Origin of the sequence: Corynebacterium sp. HMSC076D02 (assembly GCF_001813815.1) — a bacterium.
Taxonomy (GTDB): Bacteria; Actinomycetota; Actinomycetes; order Mycobacteriales; family Mycobacteriaceae; genus Corynebacterium; species Corynebacterium simulans.
On the sequence record NZ_KV814065.1, the window covers coordinates 235,845 to 254,688 of the forward strand.

An 18,844-nucleotide genomic window follows, 5' to 3' on the forward strand; every position below is an offset into this window, starting at 1 on the left:
GTTCGTTAATGGGACTTTAGTAGGGCCTTTGCGCGGGTGCACACAGCACCCCGAAAAGTGTCTTCAACCATGATACGTTCCGAGTTGTTTTGCTCACTAGGTCAGGGGTGAAAGCGCCCCTTATGAGGTGGGCAAAGGCGAAAGTTGCTCGCCAGCATGCTCAATTACCTTCTTGGCAAGTTTCCGGTTGGCAGAAGTGCCGAGCACTGCACCGATGCCCATTGGCATCAGCTTGGAGACCCATGCCCATTTCAGGCGCTTGGTTACCTGCTTGGCAAAAAGCTTGGTGAGACGGCCGTTGAGACCGCTTAGGGTTGGGCCGGTAAAGCGCGACAGGGTGGCTGCGGAAGTAACGCCCTTGACGGTGCCCATGTCGCCGACCAAGGTGTCAACCAAGGCGCTGCCCTTAGAACCGGTCAGCACCAGCAGAACCAGGGCACGGCGCCGTTCTTCGTCTTCGATGTTGTCACCGCGCAGGTAAGCAGAAGACAATACGTACCAGGAGGCAGCTTCCAGGAAAACCACGGATTCTGCCGCGATAGCAGCGATGCCGGCGATGGTGCCTACACCCGGAACTGCGGCGGAAGCACCGGCAGCAGCACCAGTGCCAGAGACTAGGTTAAGCAAGTGCTTATCGAGGATTGCTTGGATTTGTGCTGGGCTTGACTCCGGATTGCGTTTGCGAAGGCCATCAACGTATTTCTTGATAACACCAGACTGCGCTGCGACTGCTTTGTCTAGGCCATCTAAAAGCGCGTTGGTGACGCGGTTGGCTTCCTCCGGGTTGATCTCATAAACATTGTCGGAGTTGGTGGGATTTGCCGGGCCCGTCGCGTTGTTAGAAACCCTCTTTTCAATTGCGCCTTTTGCCTTATCTAAAATGCTCATCTTCTAAATCACCTCTAAAACTGTTTATGACAACCGGTATTTGGTTGCCTGTTGTAAAACCACCGTAGCGAAGTGTCTCTGCTTTTTCCTGAGCGCTTGCTGTGGATTTAGCGATAGCGTTGGTCGAGAACTTTTTAAGTATCCAAACTCGTCTAAATGACAGAAACTTTTCTAGTCTTAGAAGTATGAAAGCTGAGGGGAGCTTCGGGGATGTACCCCGTGAAACTAGTTCCGCCGCTGCCCGCATGCATGCAGCGGATGCGTATCGTCGTGCGCGCGCTGCGGCGGAGGCCGCAGCCAACGTGTGGGAAGACGAGCTGACGGTACGGACTTCATCTGGCTGGGTACGTGGCACGAGGGAAGAAGATCTCCGTACAGATCGCCCAATTTCCGCGCCCGTGCGCTCTTGGAGGGGCATTCCATTCGGCGCCGATACCAGCGGCGCCCAGCGTTTTCGTGCTGCCGAGAAAGCTCCCAGTTGGGAAGGCGTACGCGAGTGCTATGACTTTGGTCCAGTAGCCCCGCAGCCTATCTATTCTTGGCAAGATCGCGTCGCGGGCGGAGAGGATTGCTTGCATCTCGACGTCGTTCGCCCAGACAACGACGAAAAGCTGCCGGTGGTGGTCTACATCCATGGCGGCAGTTTCATCGTTGGCTCCTCGCACATGCTTATGCTGCGTGGATTCGAACTGGCTGCGCAGATGAACGTGGTCTACGTTTCCATCAACTTCCGTTTGGGGGCGCTGGGCTATTTGGATCTGCGCAGCCTGGGAGGCGAGTGCTCGGCCAATCCAGCGGTATCGGATCAGCTCCTGGCCTTGCAGTGGGTTAAGGAAAATATCGCCGCTTTCGGCGGAGATGATGGCAACATCACCTTGATGGGTGAATCTGCCGGTGGCGCAGCGGTGTTGACACTGATGACGGTGCCGCGTGCGCACGGGCTGTTTCATCGTGCGATTGCGCAGTCGCCGCCGATTGGCATGCTGCATTCGCGGGCGCAATCAACGTTCTGGGCGCGCGAGTTGGTCAACCGTATGGCCTTGCCGCGCGCGGCCAGCGTGGATGATTTGCGCGAGGCTGAATTCGGCGACATAGTGCGCGCCGGCCAATCGATGATGTGGCGTGCGGGCGAGCTTTTCCACTTGAATTCCTGCTACGCGCCCACGGTGGATGACGATCTGATTCCTTTGCATCCGTTGGAGGCTTTCGCCCAAGGCAAACAAGCCGATGTACCGCTTTTGGTGGGGACGAACTCGGACGAGGCGAGCTTTGGCAAGTTTCTCTACCAGCGTCAGAGTGCGCGCCGGCGCGCCGCGTTGCGCCTGCTTGCTTCCTTCGACGAGGTCAACGCCCCAGCTGTGGTGGAAGCCTATGGCGGGGCAGTTGCTCGGCAGGATTTTGCGCACCTGCTTACCGACGCCCTGTTCTGGGCGCCCACCGTACGAGTTGCCGATGCGCACTCGCGGGAGCACGAGACCTGGATGTATCGCTTCGATTTTGCGCCAGCGGCGTTGAAGTGGCTTGGGCTAGGAGCGATGCACTCGATGGAGCTGTCCAATATCTTCGGCGATCCTGGCGCTTCCCGGGTCTCCGCACTGACCCGTATGGGCGATAGTGCACTGATGGATGACATGACCCAACTCATGCAGTCGCAGTGGTCCTCTTTCATCCATACTGGCCGGCCAAACGAGAACTGGCCGCGCTATGAGCCAAGCCAGCGCAAGACCATGATTTTTGACTCGGAGCCGCAGGTCGTGGATGCGCCCTTCGAGCGGCGTCGCCAAGCATGGCAGAACTATCACATGCTCGAGTGGGGAAGCGGTCGACCCGAGCTTTTGGCTGCACTCGGTTTAGAAACACGGCAGCAGGATAACGGGTAGGCTTTGAGGAGCCTTGGTGATTGCCATGGTGACCAACTGCCACATGGACGGATTGCACTGATGAGCTTTTTTGAAGATATCGCTTCTGCGTTGGACGCTGAGGGAATTGAGTCCCGCGTCAATGATGACGTGATGTTTGTGCCCATTACTTCGGATCTTGAGATTCAACTAGTGGAAATTGACCCAATCCTGCCTGCCGCGAATGTCTACATTGCGGCAGCGGATGTGGATGAAGACGATGAAGACTTTGAGGCCGTCCTGGTCTCGGTGGCCTTCTCCGTGGATGATGCAGTTGAGGCTGTGGCAAAGCACATCGCTACCGATCAGGTAGTGACGGTTTTGCGGGACCTGCTGGAAGGCACCGATGAACGCATTGCGGACCTTGAGTTTATGCAGGATGAGTTCAACCCGAACCTCGTCGTGGCTGAGGTGGCTAACGACTCTGAGCTGCGCGTGCTCGTAGAGACTGTCGATGGCGTGCCCTCTGCCATCGTGCGTTTCTTGGCATTCGACTTTGACGAGGAAGAGTATGACGAGCTCGAGGATGAAGCCATCAACGAGCTGTGGGAGCAGGACGAGGACGATGACTTGAGCGAGGAGCAGCGTCTTGCATTGTTTGAGGTCGGCGAGGCTCACGATTCCGCCCCAATCATTGAAGTCCCGGCCGAGGCCTTGGAGCTTGGTACCTACACTGACTTCGATCGCCTCTTTGATGTGCTGAGCTTGGTCTCCGATCAAGCTCTGGACTGGGAGTGTCAGTTGGTTTCCTTCGACGATGCACAGTTTGAGGAGCCCGACGTCTACGACATCTTCGGCGCTGACGACGATGAGGATGAAGCGCTAGATGATGAAGATGATGATGTCATCGATGACTACGATGACGAGGATGAGCTCTAAACTGGGCGCCGTATCGGGCCTCTTCCGCAATCGCTGGCGTCAACTAAGCGTCCTCTTCTCGGTGCTGGTTGCCGCAGGCGCGTGGTCTATGTCGACATCCCCGCAGTTCCGGGAGATAACCTATACCTTCTCGAGCCCTTTGACCATCACCATTTGGGCGTTGGGCTTGGTTGCAACTGCGGGCCTATTACTTTCTAGGTACGGGCTATTTCCGCGCTATATGATGTTCAACCCCGTGATGGGGATGGCGCTGAATATGCTTATTGGCTCTTTGGTGGTAGGAACGAACATCCCCTTTTATTTCGATACTTTGGGCACTATCGTGGTTGCCATTTTGTATGGGCCTACCTTGGGTATGGCTACAGGCCTCGGCGCTTCTGTGCTGAGCGCTAGTTATGCTGCGCATCCTTTAGCCTTTATCCCTGTGTCCATGTTCGTAGGGTATATCTTCGGTGCGCTGGCGCAACGGCGCATGTTCCGTTACGTGGCAACCACCATCGTGATTGGCCTGCTGGCCGGATGCTTGTCCGGCATGCTTGTCGTCTATCCCACGATCTATTCGCTCGGTGGGGAAGGCGATATCGGGCGTGAAGGCCTGTTGAACTTCTACCAGATGGTAACTGGAAATGACCGCTTGGCCATTATCTGCCAGGCGCTTACCTCTGATTCCATTGACAAGGCCTTCACGGTCGTTGCGGCGTGTCTCCTCATCCGTTTTGCCCCTGCCGGCTTGCGGTCCTATGCCGTCTATCCCGGAAACGCAGCAATTGCGGATAGCGTCTTCCGTGAAAATAGCGAAAACCTTGGGCACGGCGATGGCATTCGCCGCGGTTTGCGCTATATGGACCGTGGTATCAGCCGCTATGCTGCCTGGCTAAAGCCTGCGAAGAGTGAGACTGGAGAGTGAACCGGAAGGTAGGCACTGTCAACCAGCCACACGAACCGCTGCGCTTCGGCATTGGTTAGCTCGTGGACAGCGTTTGCTAGCTCCGGCGGCACCATTGCACGCACCCATGCTTCGGCAAGCTCCGGGGTAACAGAGGCTCCTGTCGAATCAGTAATTCGTACTGAGACGAGATACGCGGGCACTCGGTCTTCGCCATAGCCCAAGACTCGTGCGCGGGCGCGCTCGCCCACACGATGGCGCGTTATTGCCATGGTTAGTGCCGGAAAGCCTGCTACTGCCGGAAGCTCCTTTAATGGTGGCCGCCATGTTGGCGTGGGCCGCGCCAGCGAGCGTGGATGGCGCACTATCCCGTTTAGAGCGTTGAGCGTTTCTGTTTCATGGAAGAGGATGTCAGCGGCTATCTCGCCGGCGCGGAGGCGCTCGGACACATGCGAATGGCTATGGGTAGTGCGTGCACGCCGGCTTGCGGCGTGGCGGATGCCGAAACAGGTGTTTGTGGAAGCAGGGGAGTTCTTGAAGTTCTTCATGGCGCACAACCTAATTGGTGTAGCTGACATGAAAAGAAAATTGTGCGAAAATTTGTTCGAATTGGGATTTTTCTAAACTATTTCTAGTGTCATTTCCATCCTTAGCTGCCGGTTTGCCAAGCGGGTTAAGGTAAATGTTGCTATGCCCCACAATGAAAAAGCAGCTATTGCAGCAGATGAATTAAGTGCCGGTGAGCCCAAACCGCAAGCAGTGCCAAAGATCCCCCGTGAAATTTGGATTATGGTCTCGGCGGCCTTCATTATCGCCTTGGGCTACGGCATCATCGCGCCGCTGCTTCCACAGTTCGTGGTGAGCTTCGATGTATCCATGGCCGCCGCGGGCATGGTGGTCTCGATTTTCTCCGCCAGCCGTCTCATCTTTGCGCCCGGTGCGGGCAAGCTCGTGGACAAGTTTGGCTCGCGCTGGGTCTATCTGACGGGCCTATTTACGGTGGCGATTACCACGGCGCTCGTAGCGGTGGCCCAGGAGTATTGGCACATCGTGCTCTTTCGCGCCCTGGCGGGTATCGGTTCCACGATGTTCACGGTCTCTGCCATGGGGCTTATCGTGAAGCTTTCGCCGCCGACTATCCGCGGCAAGTGTTCTGCAACCTATGCCACGGCCTTCCTGCTTGGCAATATCATCGGCCCGCTGCTTGGCGCCAGCCTCGCGTTTATGGGCTTTAGGTGGCCTTTCGTGCTTTATGGCGCGGGCGTCGCGCTTGCGGCGGTTGTGGTCTGGGTTCTCATGCCTTCGCTTTCGCGCGATGGTTCTGCGGGCGCGGCGCTGCCGCCGATGAAGCTCAGCGAGGCATGGCACGATACCGCGTATCGGGCGGTGTTGACCTCAAACTTTGCGCAGGGCTGGATCAACATGGGCGTGCGAGTTTCCGTGCTGCCGTTGTTTGCCGCCTCGGTCTTTCATAACGGCGCCGCTGCCTCCGGCTTTGCTCTAGCTGTATTCGCTGCGGGAAACGCTGTGGTGCTGCAATTTTCTGGCAGGTGGGCCGATATCTACGGCCGTCGTCCTATGATCCTCATCGGATTGGTGGGCACGGGCGTGTTCGTGGGGCTTATGGGCTTGGCCGATACCATCCCGACGCTGCTCATTGTCTCGGCTTTTGCCGGCGTCGCCTCCGGGCTTATCAATCCGGCGCAGACTGCCGCTATTGGCGACGTCGTGGGCAACAAGCGCTCCGGCGGTCAGGTGCTTTCCACCTTCCAGATGGCCGGTGACTTTGGCCAGATTCTTGGTCCCATCGTGGTTGGCGGCCTGGCGGACTACTTCGGCTTCGCCAAAGCCTTCGCGGTATGCGCGGGCGTGGCCGCCATGGGGCTCGTGGCTTGGCTGTGCGGCCGTGAGACTCTCCAAGAACGCCGCGCTATCGTCCGCCGAATCCCGCTGCGCAAGAAGAAGCGCCTTTAAAACTCGCCAGTGTGAGCGTCCCAGATTTCCTCGACTCGTGCGTCGAGAAGGGCGGCGGCAGCGGCGAAGCTTCGCATGCCGGACGTGGTAACAATCGAGGGCATGGGCGGCGGCCTGTTGGAGGCGCTGCGCTCCAAGGTGGGCCAGGAGCAAGCGGGCGGCCTATTTGCGGGATTTGTACGCTTTGATGGCAAAGCATGAGCTGCGCGGTATTCCATTTGGTCACTTCGGTAAGGGCTGCGTGCACGTGCGTATCTCCTTCGACTTCAGCACGGATGAGGGCATCGCGCAGTTCGAATCCTTCATGAATGAGGCAGCGGAGTTGGTCTCGGCCCACGGTGGTTCGCTCTCGGGCGAGCACGGCGATGGCCGCGCACGCTCGGCGTTGCTGGACCGCATGTACTCGCAGGAGATGCGCGAGCGATTCGAACAGTTCAAGGAGATTTTCGATCCGGAGAATTTCTTTAACCCGGGCGTTCTAGTAAAGCCGGAGGCAGTGACTGAGGGGCTGCGCATGGCGCCGGGGCAGCGACGCTTTGAGCTCACGCCGGTGCACAAGTTGGGCAAGGACAAGGGCTCGCTGGTCAACGCCATCAATAGGTGCGTGGGTGTATCCGCGTGCCGCAGTGAGACAGGCTCGATGTGCCCGTCCTCCCAGATTACCGGCGACGAGATGCACTCGACCCGCGGCCGTGCCCGCATGTTCAGTGAGATGTTCCGTGGCGAGTCCATCAAGGACGGCTTCGGTTCCAAAGAGGTTGAGGAAGCTCTCGACCTGTGCTTGTCCTGCAAGGCGTGCGTTTCCGAATGCCCGGTGAACGTGGACATGGCGACGTACAAGGCGGAGTTCCTGCACAACCACTACAAGGGCAAGTTGCGTCCGGGTGCGCATTATGTGATGGGCTGGCTGCCGCTTTTGGGCTACGTGGCGCACAAGATTCCGGTGGTGCCCACGCTGTTGGATAAGGTGATGTCTGCGCCGCGACTGGCGCCGCTTATAGCGAAAGTCTCCGGGTTGGATGCTGGCCGTCCGCTCATCCACTTCGCGCATACCTCGCTGCGCAAGTGGCACAAAGAGCATGAGCCGGTGCCCGTGCTTGGCGACGCCGCGGTAAACCGAAGCACGGAAAGTAGCGATGAGGCAGTTTCTTCGGCCGCTCCAGTTCCACCATTGCCACCGGGGGAACGCACCGTGGTGTTGTGGCCGGATTCTTTCAATTCCTCTCTGGGTACTTCACCCGCGACGGCCACGGTGGAGGTGCTCGAAGCGCTCGGGTACACGGTGGTCATACCGCAGGAGTTTGTGTGCTGTGGTTTGACCTGGCACTCGACTGGGCAGCTCGACATGGTAAAGCGCGTGCTGCGGCAGACGGTCAAGGTGATGAAGCCCTACCTGGACCGCGGGCTGCCTGTGATTGGCGTGGAGCCCTCGTGCACCGTGATGCTGCAACATGAAGCCGCTGAGCTTTGCGACGACCCGACATACGGCGCAGTGATTAAAAACCTGGCGCGCAACACCCACTCGTTTAGCGAGTTTATTGCCAAGCGCCTTGAGCAATTCGTCGCCGCCGGCGTCATCGCGCCGGGCGATGTCTCCGCGTTGACACAGGTGCACTGCCACGAAAAGTCATTAGGCGATCCGCAACATTCCGCTGCCGTGCTGCGGGCATTGGGCATCAACGAGGAACAGATCGCTACCGGCTGCTGCGGCCTGGCCGGCAACTGGGGCTTTGAGAAAGGCCACGCTGAAGTGTCCATGGCGCTGGGGGAGCGCGAACTATTCCCGAAGGTGAAGAAGGCAGCCACGGAAGGCAAGGTTGTCATCGCTGATGGCTTTTCTTGCCGCACTCAGATCGAACAGGGCACCGGCACAAACGCCCAACACATCGCTGAAATCGTCCACGGCATCATCGGCAAGGCCAGTTACTACAACTAAGCAGGCGCCCGATAAAAACCACAACATCGGCCGGGGCTTCCGCCACAAAGTAGGGAAGACTGGCCGCTGGCTGTTTTGTACTAGCGCTGGTTGTTGTCCACTAGTTCTTGTACAAGTTCGCGGTTAGTACCGCGGCGCAGGGTAGCCGTATGGCTTGTGCGGGCCGCGGCGATCCTGGCCGTCGCAACGCATCCATGGATGGTGCTGTGCCACCTGGGAAGACTTAAACGTGCTTTCGCGGAATGGCGTGTAAGAGCGCATGGACGAAAAGTGCATTAATTTCTTCAACAGGGTCTCCCGAGTCATTAGGCGGTAGCAGGCCGCGTGGTGAAGATTCCGAGACTCATAGTGGCTCAAACGAAGCAACTGGAGGACAAGGCGACACGGCCGTTCTGTCAGAATCTATTGATGGGGACAAAACCGGTGTGCGTCGAGCGAAATCCGATGGCATCTCAAAGGTTTCATGGGATGACGATTTTCCATTCGAGGTTCGGTTCCTCGCAGCGAGGTTCGAACCAAACGAAAGGTTCAGAACTAATAATGGTGGAACGGGTAAAGGCGTTTTACATCTGAATTTGTATTTTCCGCTTTTCCAAAATGAGTTTAAGTATTGGCAGGAGCAGTATGGTCACGCTCCGTATGAAGAAGTCATGGAAATCGTGAAATCTGCATACGAAAGTGAAGCAGTGTCCAAGGTGATGCATGGGAAAAAGCTGAATGGTGCTCGAACAATTAGTCCAGAGGCGCTAGAAGAAGCTGAGTCCCCCGTAGATTTGAGTATTTCTCAAACCGTAGTGAATGCTTGGCTAGGGACAGAAGCTCTGACTGCTGCGCTGTTGGGGCTGGTTAATGTTGAGTCGCGGATCGTAAATCGATTCAATGGGCGTCACTACATCAGGACCGGAGTTTAGACGTCTACTTGAATGGGAGTGTCGGGGCTGGTTCGACTGCATCGGTTGGTGTTGCAATTCGCCAGTAAGAATCATCGATATAGGTTTTAGAGCCCTCGAAGCTTTTCTCACACTTAACTAATCGCGTTGATAGTGAATCACCGTCTTTGGGGATTGGCAGGCCTAATTCGGCGGCAATTTTCTGGTGCTTGAGGTAATCTCCAAGGATCACGATCCCCTCAGGCTGTAGAGCAGAACGAGAGCCTCCGTTGTATCGAATACGCTTCATATAGTCCTTTTGCTGCGCGACAGTGGCGATGATGCCACGTGGGACTATGATGCCTTGAGCAATTCTGAACAATTCATTGAGGCGCTGAGCTCCGGAACTTGAAGAGAAAATCTTTGCTCGGTCGTCCTCGCTGAGTTGTAGGAGGGTGTTCGGCGGAAAAGCTTCGTCTAGGAAAAGCCATTGAATTGCGCTGCGACCAGCGGCGGAAATCGAGCGCTTGCCGTCGCGATTGCTGCCTCTAGTCAGAATTGAGTAATCGAGAAAAGCGAATCCCACTCGAAAAGTTCCCTGCTCATCGTCGGCATGGCAAAGCATTCCATGATGCCCGAGAGCCTCGATAGGGATCATCCAGCCAAACTTCTGTTTCGAGTACTTGCAGTCAACTTCGAAGCCCTCGATGTCGAAATCCATCACCTCACCGTCGCCGATAAAGCCGTCGAATTCTCGGCGAATGTTGATTTCGACTATTGAGCCGAGGTGAGCAGATTCGGTCTTACTGAGCTGGCTAATGGCGAAACGTCCAGTATGTTGACCATCATAAATCTGGTCGAAAGACTCGCGGAAGACACGTCCGAGGCGTTCTCCCGTGGGGTCTTGCTCTTTGAATGCAGCCGCTAGCTGTATAGAAATCGTGTCAGGTTGAATCTTGGCAATCACCTTGCCAATTTTAAATCAGACTCAGCTGGTTGACACGGGTTGGTGTTGCAGGTTCTAGAGACTTCGGAATTGGTTTCTTTCGCAGCGCGAACTTTATGCGTTCGCCGAGTGCCTTGGCCACCGGCGGAGGAAAGGCATTGCCAACCTGCCGCCATTGTGCGGTTTTCCCACCGGCCCACTTCCAGTCTTCGGGGAAACCTTGGATGACACCACCCATTCGTACCGTCAAACGCGGCATTTCTTGTTCGGGGTCTGTTGTGAAATCAGCAGCTGGCGGTGATTCGGCGATAGAGGAGCCCTTAATTCCGAGTTTCTTCCAGGCTTCTCGAGCACGCGTTGGCCCTACATCTGGGCCACCATGTTTTTTGCTTCCGCCCACAAGAGTCGGGCCCACTGTGTTTGCGTTTCGAGCCCAAGCTTCAGCTCCAGGCCAACCATTTTCTGCCATTAGCGGGAGAAGTGCTGTTCCCACCGGCATGTGTGATTTAACTACTTTCGGCCAGGCAAAATAGTTGGCAAATTCGTCCTTTAAAGCGACAAGGATGAACCTTGGTCGAAGCTGCGGCACTCCATAATCAGCTGCTTGGAGAAGTTTCCAAAAGGCGGTGTACCCCATTTCTTCAAGCTGATCGATTATTTGATCTCGGTAGGAGTCAAACCGTTTTTGACCGAGCCCTTTAACGTTTTCTAGAAGCACAGCACGTGGATCAATTTCGTTGATCAGACGTAGCGCCTGTGGAAAGAGGTCGCGTTCATCGTCGGCGCCAAGTTGCTTACCTGCTATTGAAAAAGGAGGGCATGGAACTCCGCCAGCAAATAGGTCGATTTTCCCTCTCCATGGCCTACCATCCAGGTTATGGACGTCCATTTCATGGACATTCCATTTTCCAAGAGGTCCTTCAGTTCCGCGGTTCTGGCGGAGAGTTTCAGCGGCCCAATTATCGATTTCGACGACCGCTGCGTGATGGAAACCTGCCTGTTCTAAGCCCAAAGCCTGGCCGCCAGCGCCAGCGCAAATCTCGAATGAGTGGAGGCGTGAGGTAGCCATCGAGCCGGTTCCTTTCTGAGCGTGAAAACGTAAACAATCATCGTGTGATAATGGTTTGATTAATAAAGTGTCTGTGTTGATTCTCTGTTGAGAGCATAGCGAGTTGGCGGACATTCCATATAATTTTACGAACGCTTGTTCCCTTAAGAGGTGTAATTGCATGAAAACGACGCGAGTGCCCTGGCATCGAGATGAGATCTTGGTAGTGGCTGCGATCGGGATCAAGTATGGGTGGCCGAACACGTCGCCGCGTTCGGAAATGGAAAAGCTCTCGAGTCTACTGCGTAGATGCGCCGTCCACCCTGAAATTGAGCCAGGTGAAGAGGACACGAAATTCCGTAATGTTAATGGAGTCGAGCGAAAATACTACGACTTATTAACTGCACGCCCAGGATATCCAGGAAACGCGACCAATGGTGGAAAAACTACTTATTCGATTGTTGAATACATGATTGAGCACCAGATGGAAGTCTTTGAAGCTGGAATTAAGATACAGCAAATGCTGGAGTCTGACACATACCGGAGTTTCGTTATCCCAGGCCTAAGAGTTTAAGGCTCGGAATGTCGGTCGGCGCCCACTCTAGTTCTTGGGCTTTGTCTGGGGTGACCCAGTGGGTAGCGTCGTGGTCGGTGAGGGCGAGGCCTTCGGTTGTCAGGTTGGCCTCGGTGGTGCAGCGAAAAGTAGTCAGCTCGATGGTGGCGAACTTGTACTCGTGCACGGTGGTGGTGACCTTCTCGCCGATGGTGGCTTCGATACCGAGCTCTTCGTGAAGCTCACGGGCGAGGGCTTGCTCGGGGGCCTATCTAGTTGGTCAAGTCCGCGGGTGGATTCCTTTCTTAGCTGTGACTAGAAGCAATAGCTTCTACCGCAGGGATATCTGCGGGAGCCCAAGTAAGATGCGCGGCCTCTGTGGAGGTAACCCATTTCGTATCGTCGTGGTCGGTGAGGCTGAGGTCGTCGGCTAGCAGGGAGGCGGTGGTGGTGCAGTAAAAGGTGGTGAGCTCGATGGTGGCGAAATCGTAATGGTGAACGGTTGTCGTTACCTTTTCACCGACGGTGGCTGAAATGCCGAGTTCTTCCTTAAGTTCGCGCGCGAGTGCTTGCTCTGGTGTTTCGCCGGGTTCGATCTTGCCGCCGGGAAATTCCCACATGCCAGCAAGGGAAGTGCCGGGCTTCTTGCGGAAGGCTAAAAGCTGTGTGCGTTCTTCATCGACGAAGACGGCGCCCACAACGCGAATGGGTTTAGACATGACTCTATTGTGCCTTGGATCTCGAAAACGTGTAGACAGCAGTCTGTAACTTAGCTAACATATTCCCAATGTTCGCGTAAAGGCTGTCGCGCGGGCTTGAATTTTGTATGCAAGCTTGAGGGGACGGTTTTACTGTGACTTCTACCGAATCGGTTTACTCCTCCCACCAGAGTCATGACGGGGAAATTCCGCAGCCTGGGGGACGGTGGAAACTCTTTTTATATAGCGCGATTGGCGCATTCGTATTCTTCCTGCCGGTGACGTATCAGGATAAGCGCTCTATTCCTTTGGACCACATGGTCACCATGGTGCGTGAGGGGATTCCGGCGGCGGTGCCGTGGATTATCTTTGCCTTGGCCGTGTACGGAACGGTGCGGAGTTTTATTACCGGCGCATTTAAAGAAAGCGCGCTTCAGGCAGTCTTTGCGGTGCTCAATGTTGTCGGTGCGGTGATCTCGTTTCTTATGGTCATCGACGCGCTGCCGTGGGTGCTCGGTGACGAGGACTTGGTGCCGTTCCTGTGGAACTCGATTGCCATTCCGGTAGGCCTCATCGTGCCTATTGGTGGTGCGTTCCTAGCGTTTCTCATTGGCTTTGGCCTGCTGGAGTTCGTCGGCGTGCTCATGCAGCCCATCATGCGACCGTTGTGGAAGACGCCGGGACGCTCTGCTATTGATGCAGTGGCCTCGTTCGTGGGCTCATATTCACTGGGAATTTTGGTCACGGACCGCGTCTACCAAAAGGGCGGATACACCGGGCGTGAGGCAGCGATTATTGCCACCGGCTTTTCGACGGTCTCTGCGGCCTTCATGGTCATCGTGGCCAAGCAGCTCGACTTGATGAAGGTATGGGGCACATACTTCATCGTCACGCTCATCGTGACTTTTGTGGTTACCGCCATTACCGTGCGGATTCCGCCGCTGCGCACCATTCCAGACGAGTATTTTGCGGACGCGCACCCAGATCCGGAAAAGCCGGTGGAAGGCTCGCGCATCAAAAACGCGTGGCGCGAGGCGATGTTGGCGCTACAACGCGCACCGTCGTTGTGGGAGTCCATCTGGGAGAACCTGCGCGATGGTGTGCGCATGGCGGCAGCAATCGTGCCGTCCATTATGTCGGTGGGTCTCATCGGACTGCTGCTTGCGCGCTTTACGCCCATCTTCGAGTGGATTGGCTATCTGTTCTACCCATTTGCGTGGGTAGCGCGGCTTCCGGAGCCGGTACTAGCGGGCAAGGGCGCGGCCATGGGAATTGCGGAGATGTTCCTGCCCGCCACCGCAGTGGCAGGCAGCGACAGCATGGTGCTCAAGTTCGTCATCGGCGTGGTGGCAGTCTCTGCCATTATTTTCTTCTCCGCATTGGTGCCGTGCATCCTGGCAACCAAGATTCCGGTGAAGCTGACTCACTTGGTCATCATTTGGTTTGAGCGTGTCGCGCTGACCATTCTTATCGCCACCCCGATTGCCCACCTGCTGTTTTGATAGGTTAAACCCAAGACGGGTTAGAGGATCTATATCGCTGGAGGGCAATGATGCTTATAGCCACTATCGCAGCTGAGGTAGCCTTTTGGCTTTGCTTAGTGGCTGGCTGCCTCTTGCGCTACGTGTTTAATCTGCGCAAACTCGGTTTGATACTTATGGCCGCGACCCCAATCATCGACCTGCTGCTCTTAGTATTTTTCTACGTGAGCCTGAGCCAAGGCGGTAGGGCCGAGTTCATGCACGGATTCGCGGCCTTTTATATTTCTTTCTCTGTTGTCTTCGGCAAAGACATTATTGGATTCGTAGACCGGAAGGTTTCTGGAGTTGCACCCCGAGAAAGTGCTCATGCGGACAGGCGCAGTTTCACAAAGTGTGTGGTTGCGAGTGCTGGCGCAGCGCTTTTGCTGCTCATAGGCATTGTGGTGACTGGCTTAGCGGGTAGCTTCTGGCTTGTCTACTGGCTCATCGCTGTTGCCTTTACTCCTGCTATGTGGTGGGGAGTCCAACGTTGGATGAGTAAGAAAGCTACCTGATAAACTGCACGGCCCGGGTAAACCCCAACGCCGTTGGCGTTTAGCTAGTGAGGTGGGCCGTCACGATGTCATCGATAAGCCGCGCGGCTGCTTTGGCGGTGCGGTTATCTATGTCAAAGGTGGGATTGAGCTCGACGACGTCCACCAGAGCCAGCTTGCCCGTCCGCGCAATTGCTACGGCCATGGCGCGGATACGCTCATAGCTCACGCCCAGAGATGCCGGGGCGGATACGCCCGGCGCGGTAGAAGCCGGCAGGACATCGAGGTCGATGGACAAGTGAACCTTGTCCTTGCCCTCGGTGGCGCGGGCTGCAAGTTCGCCGCACTCGGCCGGGGTGAGGTTGGTTAGCTCTTCATCCAAAGTGATGGCCACGCCGAGAGATTCGGCTTCATCAAAAAGCACCTTGGTGTTATTGGGGCGGGAGATGCCCAGCACGGTGTAATCAAAGTCATCGCTAAGCTCCGAAATCTGCTTGAACGGGGTGCCGGAGGTCGCCTGGTCCGCGCGGCGGAGATCGAAGTGGGCGTCGAGATTGATGATCTTGGTGGCGCCTACCGCGCGATACAGGCCGCGGTGGGAGCCGAAGGCGGTTTCGTGCCCGCCGCCCAGGATGATGGGGAGGGTGCCGGCCGCGACGAGTTCTTGCACCTTATCGGAAAGGGCGTCGTGGGCACCCTCGAGGTCATCGGCCTGTGTGGTGATCGTGCCGGCGTCGGCAAGCGCATGCTCATGGTGCACCGCCAAGGAGCCAAGCGCGGAACGCAGCGCGGCTGGGCCTGCGGCTGCACCCTGGCGCCCACCATTACGCAGCACGCCCTCGTCGGAAGCAAAACCCAAGAGAGTCACTGGGGCTGGGGAAGTGGCGGACTGATTGATAACGCTATGCCAGCGAGCATGCTCTGGTCCCGGGCCATCGGAGCGGCCGGACCATTCGGGGGCGGGGGTGAAAAGTTCAGCTGTTTCAGTGTTCATGGTCTTCGATGTTAGGTAAAACCGCGGCATGTGGCAGGAAACTCTGCCTACAATCACTAAGCGTGAGTACCAACAGAGTCCCCGCGGCGCGTCACGCGATGGAGATCCTCAAGCTTTTATCCACGATCGACGTCCCTATTTCTGCCGCCCGCATCCAAGGTGAGCTCAACCTGCCGCGCTCATCTACGTACCACCTGCTGGCGGAGATGGTTGATGCTGGTTTTGTAGCCCATTTGCCGGAGCATAAGACCTATGGCCTGGGGTTGGCGGCGTATTCCATGGCCTCGGCCTATGTAACGCAGCAGCCCTTGGTGCGCATGGCTACTCGGGACTTGGAACAGTGTGCGGCGCTGGTGGGTGGATCGGGGCATCTGTCACGTATGGCTGGATCGGAAATTTTGTATCTGCAGGAGGTGCGTGCGGCCGGGGCTACTTCCTTGGTGACCGAGGTGGGCGTGCGCCTGCAAGCACATAAGACGGTATCCGGGCGTGTGATGCTGGCGCATCTGCCTGATGCGGAGGTGCGCGCCGCCTTTGATACTGCGGGAGGTAGCGGCTTTGCCGCGTTGAAAGAACGCTTGGGTTTGGTAGCTGCACGCGGGTGGGACCAAGAGATTGAAGAAATTACTCGCGGTCAGGCCTCTGTGGCGGTACCCATCCTGGATCATTTGGACCGCCCAGCGGCGGCGGTGGCGGTGACGTATCCGGTAGGGACGCCGGATACGAAGGTAGACGCCGCTATTCGAGCTTTGCTGGAGGTATCGGACAAGATGGCGGCTAAAATGTACCGCAATCATAAAAAGTGAGGTAGCATACATTCATCGCGTTAGGCTGTCGCGCGACACATTGAAATTGTTGATCCCTTTTAAAGGAGTTTTTGCCATGCCTAACGCCTACCCAACTACCGTGACCGTAAATGTCGGCGCGCTGAGCATCGAGGACGTCGTTGCCGTTGCCCGTTATGGCGCGCAGGTGGAGATTGCTCCCGAAGCGCTAGCAGAGGTGGCCGCTACCCGCGAGCGCATTGAAGAACTCGCGCAGGATCCGACCCCCGTCTACGGGATTTCCACCGGTTTCGGCGCTTTGGCCCGCCGTCATATCCCGGAAGAGATGCGCGCCCAGCTGCAGCTTTCCCTGGTACGTTCGCATGCTGCGGGCACCGGCCCGGAAGTAGAAGAAGAAGTCATCCGCGCACTGATGCTGCTGCGCCTGTCCACCCTGTGCACCGGCCGCACTGGCGTGCGCCCCGTAGTGGTGGAAACGTATGCCAAGGCCCTCAATGCCGGCATTGTGCCGGTGGTGCGCGAGTATGGCTCGCTGGGCTGCTCCGGAGATTTGGCGCCGCTTGCTCACTGTGCACTGGCCCTGTTGGGAGAAGGCGAGGTGCGGGTAAACGGCGAGCTGCAGGATGCGGGCGAAGCCTTGGCCGCAGCTGGCATCGAGCCGCTGCAGCTGCGCGAGAAGGAAGGCCTAGCGCTCATCAACGGCACCGATGGCATGCTCGGCCAGCTCTGCCTGGCCATTACTGACCTGCGCGCGGCCGCAAAGACCGCCGATATTGCCACCGCCATGACCGTGGAGGGCCTGCTGGGTACCCTCGTTGTCTTTGCAGATGACCTGCAGCAGTTGCGCCCACATCCGGGCCAGGCCGATGCCGCGGCCAATATCCTCCAGGTGGCCGAGGGGTCACAGATCTTGGAAGCCGCGCTCGAGGAGTTCAAGAAGAATCAGGTACAGGATGCCTACTCCGTGCGCTGCGCCCCGCAGGTCGCCGGCGGTTTCCGCGATACGTTGACCCACACTGCCCAGGTGGCTGAACGCGAGCTGGCTGCCGCGGTGGATAATCCGGTGGTGACCAAGGATGGCCGCGTGGTCTCCAATGGTAACTTCCACGGCGCGCCGGTGGCCTATGCGCTCGACTTCCTGGCAATTGTCACTGCGGATTTGGCCTCGATTTCCGAGCGCCGTACCGACCGCTTCCTGGACCCGGCACGCAACCGCGGGCTGAACGCATTTCTTGCCGACGACCCCGGTGTTGACTCCGGCCACATGATTGCCCAGTACGCCCAGGCCGGCATCGTGAGCGAAATGAAGCGCCTGGCCAACCCATCTTCGGCCGATTCCATTCCTTCTTCTGCCATGCAGGAAGACCACGTGTCTATGGGCTGGTCCGCGGCTCGCAAGCTGCGCAAGGCCGTCGATGGCCTGCAGCGCGTGCTGGCCGTTGAGATCCTCACCGCCGCCCGCGCCATCGACATGCGCGAGGGTGCCCCGGCTAAGGGAACCGGCGCGGTGATCGCCAAGCTGCGCGAAACCGTCAAGGGGCCAGGTGTGGACCGTTACCTCTCTCCGGAAATCGAGGAGACCGTGCGCCTAGTCAAGGAGGGCGCGCTTGTCGAAGCCGTCGAGAATGCTACCGGAAAGCTGCGTGGTTAATATGTCGACCATCTCTTGGCGCCCGCAATCTGAGCCCAACCCCTTGCCGTTTTCCCCTTTTAAAGCCAGCACGGTACCGCGCCCCATTGGATGGCTTTCCAGCGTGGATGGTGAGGGCCGCGAAAACATCGCGCCCTATAGTCAGTGGCAAAACCTCACCTTCGATCCACCCATGGTGATGTTTTCGGCCAACCAGTACCCGGATGGTCGCCGCAAGGACACGGTGCTTAACGCGGAGGAGACCGGCTGGTTCGTGTGGAATATGGCCACCTATGATCTACGCGAGGAAGTCAATAAATCCGCCCAGGTGCTCGACTATGGCGACAGCGAGTGGGACCGCCTTTCCGTAACCAAGGAATACGCGGACAATTACCGCATTCCCATGGTGAAAGAATCGCCGGTGAAGTTCGAGTGCCAGTACAAGACCACGCTGCGCGTGCCTGGTAATTCCAAGGTGGGCAGCATCGACCTCGTGGTGGCGGATGTAAAACCATCCATATCGATGAATCTGTCATCGATGAGGAAGGCAAGCTTGACATCCTCAAGATTTAGCCCATCGCGCGCATGGGCTACTTTGACTACACCGTGGTCACTGAAAAATTCGAGATGCGCGTGCCCGGCTCCGACGACGCCGCGCGCGCCGGACTAGAGGGCAGCGCGTAGCGCATCGGCCATAGCCCGCTGGCCCGCGTGGGTGGATCAAGCGGCGAGGAGGGCCGCAGAAAAGAGGGGGATAAACCGGCGCATGCAGGCCGTCATAGATCATCCCGCATGTGTCTCATATACGAGACAGTTAGGGCTAATGTGGCATGGTACACAGAGCTG

At 57.2% G+C, this 18,844-nt stretch carries 16 protein-coding genes and 2 pseudogenes; 11 read left to right on the forward strand and 7 right to left on the reverse strand.

All coding sequences use genetic code 11. The features are described 5' to 3' along the window. Positions 1-120: 120 nt before the first annotated feature. Positions 121-888, reverse strand: coding sequence for a hypothetical protein (locus HMPREF2935_RS08985; protein ID WP_235591029.1), 768 nt, complete (start codon positions 886-888; stop codon positions 121-123). Between the two features lie 185 nt (positions 889-1,073). Here HMPREF2935_RS08985 and HMPREF2935_RS08990 point away from each other — a divergent pair, with 185 nt between their 5' ends. The 3 genes from HMPREF2935_RS08990 to HMPREF2935_RS09000 are packed head-to-tail and all read left to right on the forward strand — an operon-like array spanning position 1,074 to position 4,572. Continuing rightward, the gene (locus HMPREF2935_RS08990) at positions 1,074-2,768 is read left to right on the forward strand and encodes a carboxylesterase/lipase family protein (protein WP_070732873.1); all 1,695 of its coding nucleotides are present in this window, start codon (positions 1,074-1,076) and stop codon (positions 2,766-2,768) included. Between the two features lie 60 nt (positions 2,769-2,828). Continuing rightward, positions 2,829-3,665, forward strand: a complete 837-nt coding sequence (locus HMPREF2935_RS08995; protein ID WP_062035418.1) for a hypothetical protein — start codon at positions 2,829-2,831, stop codon at positions 3,663-3,665. Then, positions 3,655-4,572, forward strand: a complete 918-nt coding sequence (locus HMPREF2935_RS09000) for an ECF transporter S component (protein WP_141744855.1) — start codon at positions 3,655-3,657, stop codon at positions 4,570-4,572. Before HMPREF2935_RS08995 ends, HMPREF2935_RS09000 begins: the two co-directional genes overlap by 11 nt. Here the strand turns inward: HMPREF2935_RS09000 and HMPREF2935_RS12795 are convergent. Further along, on the reverse strand, positions 4,527-5,099 hold the full coding sequence (locus HMPREF2935_RS12795) for a hypothetical protein (RefSeq protein WP_246815057.1): 573 nt from the start codon (positions 5,097-5,099) through the stop codon (positions 4,527-4,529). The genes HMPREF2935_RS09000 and HMPREF2935_RS12795 overlap by 46 nt on opposite strands. Positions 5,100-5,241: 142 nt before the next feature. On the opposite strand from HMPREF2935_RS12795, the gene HMPREF2935_RS09010 reads away from it, so the two are divergent. The 3 genes and pseudogenes from HMPREF2935_RS09010 (at position 5,242) to HMPREF2935_RS13040 (ending at position 9,372) form a co-directional block, all read left to right on the forward strand. After that, positions 5,242-6,525, forward strand: a complete 1,284-nt coding sequence (locus HMPREF2935_RS09010; protein WP_082778585.1) for an MFS transporter — start codon at positions 5,242-5,244, stop codon at positions 6,523-6,525. Positions 6,526-6,658: 133 nt separating this feature from the next. Beyond that, positions 6,659-8,461: pseudogene (locus HMPREF2935_RS09015) on the forward strand (FAD-binding and (Fe-S)-binding domain-containing protein); the annotation flags it as partial. Positions 8,462-8,703: 242 nt separating this feature from the next. Next, entirely contained in the window at positions 8,704-9,372 is a 669-nt protein-coding gene (locus HMPREF2935_RS13040; protein ID WP_141744854.1) for a hypothetical protein, read from the forward strand. 4 nt (positions 9,373-9,376) lie between these two features. Here the strand turns inward: HMPREF2935_RS13040 and HMPREF2935_RS09030 are convergent, their stop codons facing one another. From HMPREF2935_RS09030 to HMPREF2935_RS09050, 4 genes and pseudogenes are all read right to left on the reverse strand, one after another. Beyond that, positions 9,377-10,297 (reverse strand): NaeI family type II restriction endonuclease, encoded by a 921-nt coding sequence (locus HMPREF2935_RS09030; protein WP_062035412.1) that lies wholly within the window; start codon positions 10,295-10,297, stop codon positions 9,377-9,379. A 10-nt stretch (positions 10,298-10,307) separates the two neighbouring features. Further along, the gene (locus HMPREF2935_RS09035; protein ID WP_061921833.1) at positions 10,308-11,345 is read right to left on the reverse strand and encodes a DNA cytosine methyltransferase; all 1,038 of its coding nucleotides are present in this window, start codon (positions 11,343-11,345) and stop codon (positions 10,308-10,310) included. A 530-nt stretch (positions 11,346-11,875) separates the two neighbouring features. Next, positions 11,876-12,130 (reverse strand): annotated as a pseudogene (locus HMPREF2935_RS09045) (NUDIX domain-containing protein); the annotation flags it as partial. A 52-nt stretch (positions 12,131-12,182) separates the two neighbouring features. Further along, positions 12,183-12,596 carry a (deoxy)nucleoside triphosphate pyrophosphohydrolase gene (locus tag HMPREF2935_RS09050; protein ID WP_061921839.1) on the reverse strand — a complete coding sequence of 138 codons (414 nt, stop codon included), beginning with the start codon at positions 12,594-12,596 and terminating at the stop codon, positions 12,183-12,185. A gap of 134 nt (positions 12,597-12,730) precedes the next feature. On the opposite strand from HMPREF2935_RS09050, the gene HMPREF2935_RS09055 reads away from it, so the two are divergent. Together HMPREF2935_RS09055 and HMPREF2935_RS09060 are read left to right on the forward strand one after the other, a co-directional pair. Then, a complete protein-coding gene (locus HMPREF2935_RS09055) occupies positions 12,731-14,077 on the forward strand; it encodes a YjiH family protein (protein ID WP_061921843.1) in 1,347 nt (448 codons plus the stop codon). Positions 14,078-14,175: 98 nt separating this feature from the next. Beyond that, on the forward strand, positions 14,176-14,610 hold the full coding sequence (locus tag HMPREF2935_RS09060; RefSeq protein ID WP_235591287.1) for a hypothetical protein: 435 nt from the start codon (positions 14,176-14,178) through the stop codon (positions 14,608-14,610). Between the two features lie 40 nt (positions 14,611-14,650). Here HMPREF2935_RS09060 and hutG read toward each other — a convergent pair whose 3' ends face one another. Then, positions 14,651-15,583, reverse strand: coding sequence for a formimidoylglutamase (gene hutG, locus HMPREF2935_RS09065; RefSeq protein ID WP_062039024.1), 933 nt, complete (start codon positions 15,581-15,583; stop codon positions 14,651-14,653). A gap of 98 nt (positions 15,584-15,681) precedes the next feature. On the opposite strand from hutG, the gene HMPREF2935_RS09070 reads away from it, so the two are divergent. The 3 genes from HMPREF2935_RS09070 (at position 15,682) to HMPREF2935_RS09080 (ending at position 18,668) form a co-directional block, all read left to right on the forward strand. Then, the gene (locus HMPREF2935_RS09070; protein ID WP_070732875.1) at positions 15,682-16,389 is read left to right on the forward strand and encodes an IclR family transcriptional regulator; all 708 of its coding nucleotides are present in this window, start codon (positions 15,682-15,684) and stop codon (positions 16,387-16,389) included. Positions 16,390-16,465: 76 nt separating this feature from the next. Next, the gene (hutH, locus tag HMPREF2935_RS09075) at positions 16,466-18,019 is read left to right on the forward strand and encodes a histidine ammonia-lyase (protein ID WP_062041217.1); all 1,554 of its coding nucleotides are present in this window, start codon (positions 16,466-16,468) and stop codon (positions 18,017-18,019) included. Further along, complete coding sequence (locus HMPREF2935_RS09080) at positions 17,976-18,668, forward strand: flavin reductase family protein (protein WP_210400743.1); 693 nt, start codon at positions 17,976-17,978, stop codon at positions 18,666-18,668. The genes hutH and HMPREF2935_RS09080 overlap by 44 nt, the downstream gene beginning before the upstream one ends. Positions 18,669-18,844 lie beyond the last annotated feature (176 nt).

Coding starts and splice junctions, on each gene's coding strand:
- HMPREF2935_RS08985 (WP_235591029.1), bottom strand. CDS start 888: ATGAGCATTTTAGATAAGGCAAAAGGCGCAATTGAAAAGAGGGTTTCT.
- HMPREF2935_RS08990 (WP_070732873.1), top strand. CDS start 1,074: ATGAAAGCTGAGGGGAGCTTCGGGGATGTACCCCGTGAAACTAGTTCC.
- HMPREF2935_RS08995 (WP_062035418.1), top strand. CDS start 2,829: ATGAGCTTTTTTGAAGATATCGCTTCTGCGTTGGACGCTGAGGGAATT.
- HMPREF2935_RS09000 (WP_141744855.1), top strand. CDS start 3,655: ATGAGCTCTAAACTGGGCGCCGTATCGGGCCTCTTCCGCAATCGCTGG.
- HMPREF2935_RS12795 (WP_246815057.1), bottom strand. CDS start 5,099: ATGAAGAACTTCAAGAACTCCCCTGCTTCCACAAACACCTGTTTCGGC.
- HMPREF2935_RS09010 (WP_082778585.1), top strand. CDS start 5,242: ATGCCCCACAATGAAAAAGCAGCTATTGCAGCAGATGAATTAAGTGCC.
- HMPREF2935_RS13040 (WP_141744854.1), top strand. CDS start 8,704: ATGGCGTGTAAGAGCGCATGGACGAAAAGTGCATTAATTTCTTCAACA.
- HMPREF2935_RS09035 (WP_061921833.1), bottom strand. CDS start 11,345: ATGGCTACCTCACGCCTCCACTCATTCGAGATTTGCGCTGGCGCTGGC.
- HMPREF2935_RS09050 (WP_061921839.1), bottom strand. CDS start 12,596: ATGTCTAAACCCATTCGCGTTGTGGGCGCCGTCTTCGTCGATGAAGAA.
- hutG (WP_062039024.1), bottom strand. CDS start 15,583: ATGAACACTGAAACAGCTGAACTTTTCACCCCCGCCCCCGAATGGTCC.
- HMPREF2935_RS09070 (WP_070732875.1), top strand. CDS start 15,682: ATGGAGATCCTCAAGCTTTTATCCACGATCGACGTCCCTATTTCTGCC.
- hutH (WP_062041217.1), top strand. CDS start 16,466: ATGCCTAACGCCTACCCAACTACCGTGACCGTAAATGTCGGCGCGCTG.